Origin of the sequence: Salipiger sp. HF18 (assembly GCF_011806505.1) — a bacterium.
GTDB lineage: Bacteria > Pseudomonadota > Alphaproteobacteria > Rhodobacterales > Rhodobacteraceae > Salipiger > Salipiger thiooxidans.
On record NZ_JAATOS010000934.1, the window covers coordinates 1 to 724 of the forward strand.

Genomic DNA, 724 nt, shown 5'->3' on the forward strand with positions numbered 1-724 from the left:
GTGGCCGAGATCTTCGCGCAGGCGGCGGGCGGGCGCTTCACCTTCCGCCCCGGCATCCCCGACCCCACAGTGCCGCAGAACGCGCGCATCGACTTCCGCGAGGAGATCTCGCACAGCGCCCCGCGCGAATTCCCGGTGACCGAGGTGATCTGGGTCTCGCCCGGACAGCGCCCGGACGTGGCCTTCCTGCGGGTGGCCCGGGAGGCCGGCGACGACCGGCTCGCGCCGCCGGTGCCGCTGGCGCACGGCCCGGGGGCCGAGGACACGCTGCTGGCGGTGATCGGCTACCCGGGCAAGGACGACCGGGCGGAATATGCCGACCGGCTGGCGTCGATCTTCGGCAGCGAGTTCGGCATCAAGCGGCTGGCGCTGGGGCGACCGACGCCCGGCGGCAGCGAGGACTGGATCACCCACGACTGCTCCACCCTGCCCGGCTCGTCGGGCTCGGTCATCTGGGACGCCACGCAGGGTGCCGCGGCAGGCCTGCATTTCGCGGGCACCGCCTTCACCAACAATTTCGCCGTGCCCGCCCGAAAGCTGCGCGAGATCATCCGCACCCGCCCGTGGCATGGCATGGAACGCCCGTCATCGCCCACCAGCGCAGGCGCCTCCGCCCCCGGGTGGGTGGCGCGCCCCGACGGCAGCATGGACATCACCGTGCCGCTGACGCTGAACCTGCGGCTCGGAGACGGCGGGCTGACGCTGGGCGGGGCCGCCGCAGCCC

General features: G+C 73.9%; 1 protein-coding gene. It reads left to right on the forward strand.

Annotated features, from left to right (window positions below):
- A partial coding sequence (locus tag HC022_RS28085; RefSeq protein ID WP_167454549.1) for a serine protease occupies positions 1-724 on the forward strand: 724 nt, incomplete at both ends.